Origin of the sequence: Endozoicomonas sp. YOMI1 (assembly GCF_024606345.1) — a bacterium.
In the GTDB taxonomy this organism is placed as follows: Bacteria; Pseudomonadota; Gammaproteobacteria; order Pseudomonadales; family Endozoicomonadaceae; genus Endozoicomonas.
The window spans coordinates 1-6,445 of record NZ_JAHHPM010000058.1 but is presented as its reverse complement, the minus strand read 5'-3'; the positions used below and the strand labels follow the sequence as shown (position 1 = coordinate 6,445).

Annotated in this window: 7 protein-coding genes; 3 read left to right on the top strand and 4 right to left on the bottom strand. The window is 51.2% G+C overall.

The window, feature by feature from the left end; genetic code table 11:
• Positions 1-89 precede the first annotated feature (89 nt).
• Positions 90-407: a hypothetical protein gene (locus KDK15_RS02295; RefSeq protein WP_257293751.1), complete on the bottom strand. Its 318-nt coding sequence runs from the start codon at positions 405-407 to the stop codon at positions 90-92.
• Between the two features lie 111 nt (positions 408-518).
• Here KDK15_RS02295 and KDK15_RS02290 point away from each other — a divergent pair, with 111 nt between their 5' ends.
• Positions 519-1,064 (top strand): amidohydrolase family protein, encoded by a 546-nt coding sequence (locus KDK15_RS02290; protein WP_257293750.1) that lies wholly within the window; start codon positions 519-521, stop codon positions 1,062-1,064.
• Positions 1,065-1,078: 14 nt separating this feature from the next.
• On the opposite strand, the gene KDK15_RS02285 is transcribed toward KDK15_RS02290, so the two are convergent.
• Together KDK15_RS02285 and KDK15_RS02280 are read right to left on the bottom strand one after the other, a co-directional pair.
• Complete coding sequence (locus tag KDK15_RS02285; protein WP_257293749.1) at positions 1,079-1,561, bottom strand: DNA polymerase III subunit chi; 483 nt, start codon at positions 1,559-1,561, stop codon at positions 1,079-1,081.
• A gap of 86 nt (positions 1,562-1,647) precedes the next feature.
• The gene (locus KDK15_RS02280) at positions 1,648-3,129 is read right to left on the bottom strand and encodes a leucyl aminopeptidase (protein ID WP_257293748.1); all 1,482 of its coding nucleotides are present in this window, start codon (positions 3,127-3,129) and stop codon (positions 1,648-1,650) included.
• A 245-nt stretch (positions 3,130-3,374) separates the two neighbouring features.
• Here KDK15_RS02280 and lptF point away from each other — a divergent pair, with 245 nt between their 5' ends.
• Positions 3,375-4,487, top strand: coding sequence for an LPS export ABC transporter permease LptF (gene lptF / locus KDK15_RS02275; RefSeq protein WP_257293747.1), 1,113 nt, complete (start codon positions 3,375-3,377; stop codon positions 4,485-4,487).
• The gene (gene lptG / locus KDK15_RS02270; protein ID WP_257293746.1) at positions 4,480-5,538 is read left to right on the top strand and encodes an LPS export ABC transporter permease LptG; all 1,059 of its coding nucleotides are present in this window, start codon (positions 4,480-4,482) and stop codon (positions 5,536-5,538) included. The genes lptF and lptG overlap by 8 nt, the downstream gene beginning before the upstream one ends.
• 145 nt (positions 5,539-5,683) lie before the next feature.
• On the opposite strand, the gene KDK15_RS02265 is transcribed toward lptG, so the two are convergent.
• Positions 5,684-6,160 (bottom strand): RDD family protein, encoded by a 477-nt coding sequence (locus tag KDK15_RS02265; RefSeq protein WP_257293745.1) that lies wholly within the window; start codon positions 6,158-6,160, stop codon positions 5,684-5,686.
• Positions 6,161-6,445 lie beyond the last annotated feature (285 nt).

Sequence of the window (6,445 nt, the reverse complement as noted above, 5' to 3'; positions counted from 1 at the left end):
CGTAACAGCATGGAGAGCCGTGTGCAGTGAAAGTTGCACGCACGGTTCGGAGGGGGGGAAACGGTAACCTGTCTACAGGAGCACGTTCCCTACCCTATCACTGCAGCTATCCAGGCAGGAGTGTTCACTGCAGCTATCCAGGCAGGAGTGTTGCCGGGCAGCCTGATTTCAAAGAGTCCCATCATATTGGCGGCAAAAAGCGCAGTCACCAGCGTCAACATGCCAACAAACCAGGGGCTCTGGAATTTCCCTCCCCAACCAAGGGCCTGCCCTGACAGCTTCAGGACCATCAGAAACAGCGCAAGCAACCAGAATGACACCGTAATTCCAGCGGCAGAGGCCATAAACTGACGGCGAATCTGCCGTTTCTCCAGTCCCCGGGTAGCAATCACGCGGCTTAACTTCATGCCCGGCACCGGGAGTACTCAGGGCATGATATTGAGGATTAATCCGCCTGGCAGGGCAATGACCATAATGGACAATAGCCCTTTGCCCTGTGGTTTATTTTGGAGCTGTTTATGAGTTTTCTGATAAAGAATGCCAGTGCGGTTTCTGCGCCGGGTTCGCCAGAGTCAACGGATATTCGAATCTCAGAAAGTTTGATTACTGAGTTGGGGCAAGGTCTTTTGCCATTGCCGGGCCATCAGGGACGGGTCATTGATGCTTCACACTGTGTCGTCTATCCAGGCTGGGTAAATACACACCATCATCTTGCCCAGTCTATCTTAAAGGGGATTCCTGAAGGGCTTAACCAGGGGCTTGGTGACTGGCTGGTTTCTGTCCCTTACCGCTTCTGGCCAGCGGTTACTCCAGAGCTGATGTATCTGGCGGCCCGTCTGGGATGCTATGAGTTGCTTCGTTCCGGCACGACAACCTGTGCTGACCATCACTACCTTTACCACCGGTACACCAGCCCCGAGATTGAGGCGGCGCTCTGGCAGGCCGCGGAAGATATGGGTATTCGCCTGGTGCCTTGCCGTGGTGGAACAACAACGCAAGGAGCCAATAAGGGAATGGAAAAATCAGCAGTTGCGGAAACGGGTATCGGATTAGATTTTTTGTGAACCACAACGGCATATTATTTGGCATGTGACACAGCTGACATATTGTGAACTTCTGGCGTTATACCCGCCTGACGATATGCCCGAAACTTCGCCCGGGAAACCGCTTTCTGGTCCGGGTTCTGAACCACGACTTCACAGACACGGGCAAAGTCTTTGAAGAATGGAGGAACCTCAGGGCTGAGATTAATCAGCAACCGCTTTGATGCCAGGACAGGATGATCAAACCCCAGGGTGATGGGAGACTCTCTGGCCAAAAGTACACTCTCCGATGTATTGCCCTGGATCGGTGAAATGATCCCATGGGGAAGAAAGCTATCCTCCCGCCATGACCAGAGCAGTTGATCCATGGACTTGCAGCTACTTTCATCCGCCGTATGGATATGCATGGGCAGGCCACCACGCCATGCTTTGTCGATAAGGCGGCAGGCAAACTGCTGTTCGTTATGCCCGTTATTGTCAAGATTGCTGTCAAGAAGGTAGAAAGTCACTCTGGTCATGTGGAAATCATAAACTAATCTGAGCAAACAAACAGGCCCTGATCGAAACGATCAGGGCCTGTAATCAGTACTGAATAAGTAAAAAATCAGATTTTATTCAGCAGGTATTGCACCAGCATGGGCACTGGACGACCGGTAGCCCCTTTTTCCTTACCGGATTTCCAGGCGGTTCCGGCGATATCCAGATGTGTCCATGGGTACGCTTCGGCGAATTTTGCCAGGAAACAGGCTGCGGTAATGGTACCCGCAGCAGGACCACCAATATTGGCCATGTCGGCAAAGTTACTGTCCAGCTGCTGGGTATACTCTTCTCCCATTGGCAGCTGCCATGCCCGGTCCATGGCTTCTTTGGAAGCACTGAGCAGCTCTTCAGCCAGCGGCTCATTATTGCTGAGCAGGCCGGTGGTATGATGGCCCAGGGCAACGATGCAGGCACCAGTCAGGGTGGCAATATCGATCACCGCTTCTGGTTTATAACGTTCTGCGTAGGTGAGCGCATCACAAAGCACCAGTCGACCTTCGGCATCGGTATTGAGAATTTCAATGGTCTTGCCGGACATGGACGTTACGATATCGCCCGGGCGGGTTGCCTTGCCACTGGGCATATTTTCTGCCGCAGCCACCATACCAATGACATTGATGGGCAGATCCAGCTCAATAATGGCATTCATTACGCCGAATACGCTGGCGGCACCGCACATATCAAACTTCATTTCATCCATGGTGGCACCAGGCTTCAGGGAGATACCACCGGTATCAAAGGTGATCCCTTTACCCAGAAGTACGAGAGGCCTGGCACCTCGTTTGCCATTTTTGAACTCCATGCAGATCAGCCGGGCTTCCTGTTCGGAACCGGCACTGACGGAGAGCAGGGAACTCATGCCAAGGTCAGACATCTGTTTTTCATTCAGGACCTTAGTGGTCAGTTTGCCATGCTTTTTAGCCAATGCTTTGGCTTCATCGGCAAGATAGGTTGGATGGCAGATATTGCCTGGCAGGTTGCCCAGGGTTCTGGCCACATTCCGGCCATTACCAATGGCCTGACCCTGGGCCAGACCGGTTTTCACTTCTTCGGCATTTTTACGATCCGCCAGCAGTGTCACCTTCTTCAAACCCGGACCTTTGCCGGTATCGTTTTTAAACTGGCTGAACTGGTAAAACGCATACTCAACCGCTTCAACCACCTGACGGGTGATCCAGTGAAGTGATTTGCCCTCGACGGTGATATCTTCGATGGCAATGGTAGCTTCCCTGGCATTCAGCGACTTCAATTGGCTGGCCAGGTTAGCGGTCAGTTTGTTAAACCCGGCTTCTGTTAATGGCTTATCATTTTCACCCATGGCCAGCAGCAGCAGACGCTCAACAGGTGCATGCCGGGTGTGCAGGAGTATCAGTGAGTGACCGGGCTTGAAATCCAGGTCGCCAAGTTTGAGTATTTCGGCAAGATGCCCCTCAGTTAACGAGTCTATGGCTGTCGCAGAGGGCGGAAGCGTTTTCTTGTGGACGCCAATAACAAGGCAGGCAGTTTTCTGTTTTTCTGCGGCACCACTCTTAACAACAAATTCCATGGTCTCTCCAAGGGGACAAGTTATCCGATTTTATGGATAATAATACGGTTAAGCCAATTCAACCAGACGCTTTAGTTCGGATATGGGATATTCAGGTAATATCCGGACGGCTATCAGAACGTAGAAATCATTGGGTTAATTGTATGTTTATTCTACGATTATGTCAGATAGTCGGGGATTATTCCGTTTTTTTACGTCGATTGACGCATAATTGTTCGTTTTGATTTTATGAATTTCACCAAGGCATGCCTCTAATCATATTTCGTTACCTGTCCAGACAGATGCTGCAGGTTATGTTAGCTGTGACGTCTGTCGTATTGCTCATTATCATGAGTGGACGCTTTGTGAACTACCTTGCACAGGCAGCAACCGGGACGCTGAAAGCGGACTACCTCTTTGCCATCATGGGTTACCGGATCCCGGAGTTTCTGGTCATGATACTGCCTCTGGGACTTTTTCTGGGCATTATTCTCGCCTATGGCAAGCTGTATGTTGATAACGAAATGACGGTGCTCAGCGCCTGTGGTCTGAGCCGTAATCAACTATTAGGCATGACGATGGTGCCTGCAGTCGGGGTTATGCTGCTGGTTGCGCTGTTAAGCCTTGAGGTTGCCCCCCGGGGAATACAGGAAGTTGAAAGAATTTTTGCCGAGCAGGACGCTCTGACCGAGTTTGATACCCTGGTTTCCGGTCGGTTCCAGAAGTTTGGCTGGCAGCGCGTGACCTACGCCGAGGCGTTGACCGATGACCATCAGCAGATGAACAAGGTTTTTATTGCCAACCGTAATGGGAATAGCAATAACATGGGATCAATGACATTGCTTCTGGCACAAAAGGCAAGCATTGAAGCCAATGCAGGAGAGGGTGGACAGCGCTATCTGATATTGGCTGATGGCTACCGCTATGATCTGACGCCCGGCGCATTGCCTCTGCGGGAAATTGCGTTTGAAAATTACGGTCTTCGTATGGAAGAGCGCCGCTCCGGAAAAGAGATCAGCAAGGGGCAGGCTCTGCCAACGGCAGCACTCATGGAGTCCGACACACCGGGCCATCGTGCTGAGCTGCAATGGCGGATCTCTCTGCCTCTATTAATACCTATTGTGGTGCTGATGGCGTTGCCGCTTGCCCGGGTTAATCCCAGACAGGGGCGTTATGTGAAGCTGTTGCCCGGAATATTGCTGTATCTGCTGTACCTGGCTTTGCTCATGAGTGGACGTGGAGCGATTGAGGATGGGCGACTGCCGCCGGATATTGGCCTGTGGCCTATTCATATTCTTTTCTTGCTGATTGCTTTGCTGTTGTACCTTGTTGAGCCGGGCAAACTCTTGCTGGCGCGCCGGAGGGCTGGAAATGCGTAAGCTGGATCGCTATATATCCAGAAATGTTCTTGGGGCAACGGTTATTGTCCTGCTGATTCTGGTATTTCTGGAGGCGTTGTTTGCTTTCCTGGGGCAGTTGGATGATGTCAGGGGCAACTATCAGTCGCTGGACGCTTTGATTTATACCCTGTTGATGATACCCAAAAAACTGTACGAGCTGATTCCCGTTTCGGCACTGGTGGGCTGCCTTATGGGGCTGGGTTCCATGGCGTCCAACAGTGAGCTGGTGGTTATGAGGGCCGCTGGCATTTCACTGTGGCGTATTCTGGGGGCGGTGATGAAGCCCACCCTGGTCATGATTGTTTCCGGATTGATGCTTGGAGAATATCTTGCCCCCATGGCCGAGCAGGTTGGCGAGACCAGAAAGGCGATAGCCCGCTCTGCTGATGGCACGTATACCGGAGAAGGTATCTGGCACCGTGAAGGCCGTGAATTTATGTACTTCAATGCCGTTGAGCCAAACGGTGTGCTTTACGGCGTGAGTCGTTATGTTTTTGATGATGACATGAAGCTTCAGGAAAGCTCGTTTGCCAAAAGGGGGATTTATCAGGGAGATCACTGGTTGCTGGAGAATGTCACCACCATACGCCGTAAGGATGAGCAGTTTATTACTGAGCGGAGTCTTGTTGAGCCCTGGGATACCAGCTTGACAACAACGCTGCTGAAAGTCGTGGTGGTCAAGCCTGAAGCATTGCCAATATCCGGCCTGCTCACTTATACGCAGTATCTGGCAGCGCAGGGGCTGGATGCTGGAGAGTATGATCTGGCATTGTGGACAAAGTTGCTTCAGCCGTTATCCATACTCTCCCTGGTTATTGTGGGCATTTCGTTTGTCTTTGGCCCTTTGCGTTCGGTCAGTATGGGATTGCGGATTTTCTCCGGGGTAATCACCGGCATTATCTTTATGATCGTACAGAACCTGATGGGACCATCCAGCCTGGTATTCGGGTTTCCGCCGGTATTGTCGGTTATGTTCCCAGTCATCATCTGCCTGCTGGCCGGGGCGGTGATGTTAAGGCGTGCTGCATGAAGGATTAAGGCAACACGACACTGGGCAAATGTTTCGGTGTGTTCGTATTTGGCAGGAGTAAGCGGGAGTCTGTGAACGTTAATGCTGGTAGTGCAACCAGTGCCGTTCGGTTATGAAACTGCACTATGAGGGTAGAAGCCTGTAGTCAGGCTTTCTTTGCCGGTTTTTCCAGAAGAATGACTCTGGATGATGATGCCAGATCCTGCCAGCTTCGCCGCTTATGATCAATGAGTGCCCAGAGAATCCCGATACCCGCAAGCGACAATGAAGGAATGGCAGTCAGAAAACGGATAACGCTTTGCCATGGGCTGATCAAATGATTGTTACTGCTGACCACTTTTATTCTCCAGGCCTGCATGCCAAGGGTTTGTCCTGACCGGGTCCAGAAAAAGCCAAAGAAACCGTAAATGATAACCAGCAGGGCGGCGTAGAAAAAGGGGCCTCCGAGCTGGTAACCCTCTTCAGTCATCGTTTTCAGCTGCTCATCACCAAAAATCTGAATCTGGATGAACAGATTAATAAAACCGGCCATAAACAACAGGGCCAGGATTAACAGAGAATCGTACAACATGGCCGCAGCTCTTCTCCACACTGGAGCCGGGGTAAGATTAGTGGCTTCCATCGACCTCTTGCCTTGTTATAAAACGTGTCGGTACATTCTATCAGCAATTTTTTTTTACGCACATAACTACTGCGTCGTCCACTCGCTGTTTGAACCCGGGCCTGGTGTCCCGGCATTTTTTTGCCTTGGTGCTACCCTCAAGATCAGCACCAACGTTTTGTGAATTGCTCATTGCCAGCATGATCACTGCAGAGGGCTTTGTTACCCAGTCCTGGTTTCAGGGCAAACTTCACAACCATTGTTCCTTGTCATTGATGACTCCTTCGTTCTGCGCTTTAGTGAAAA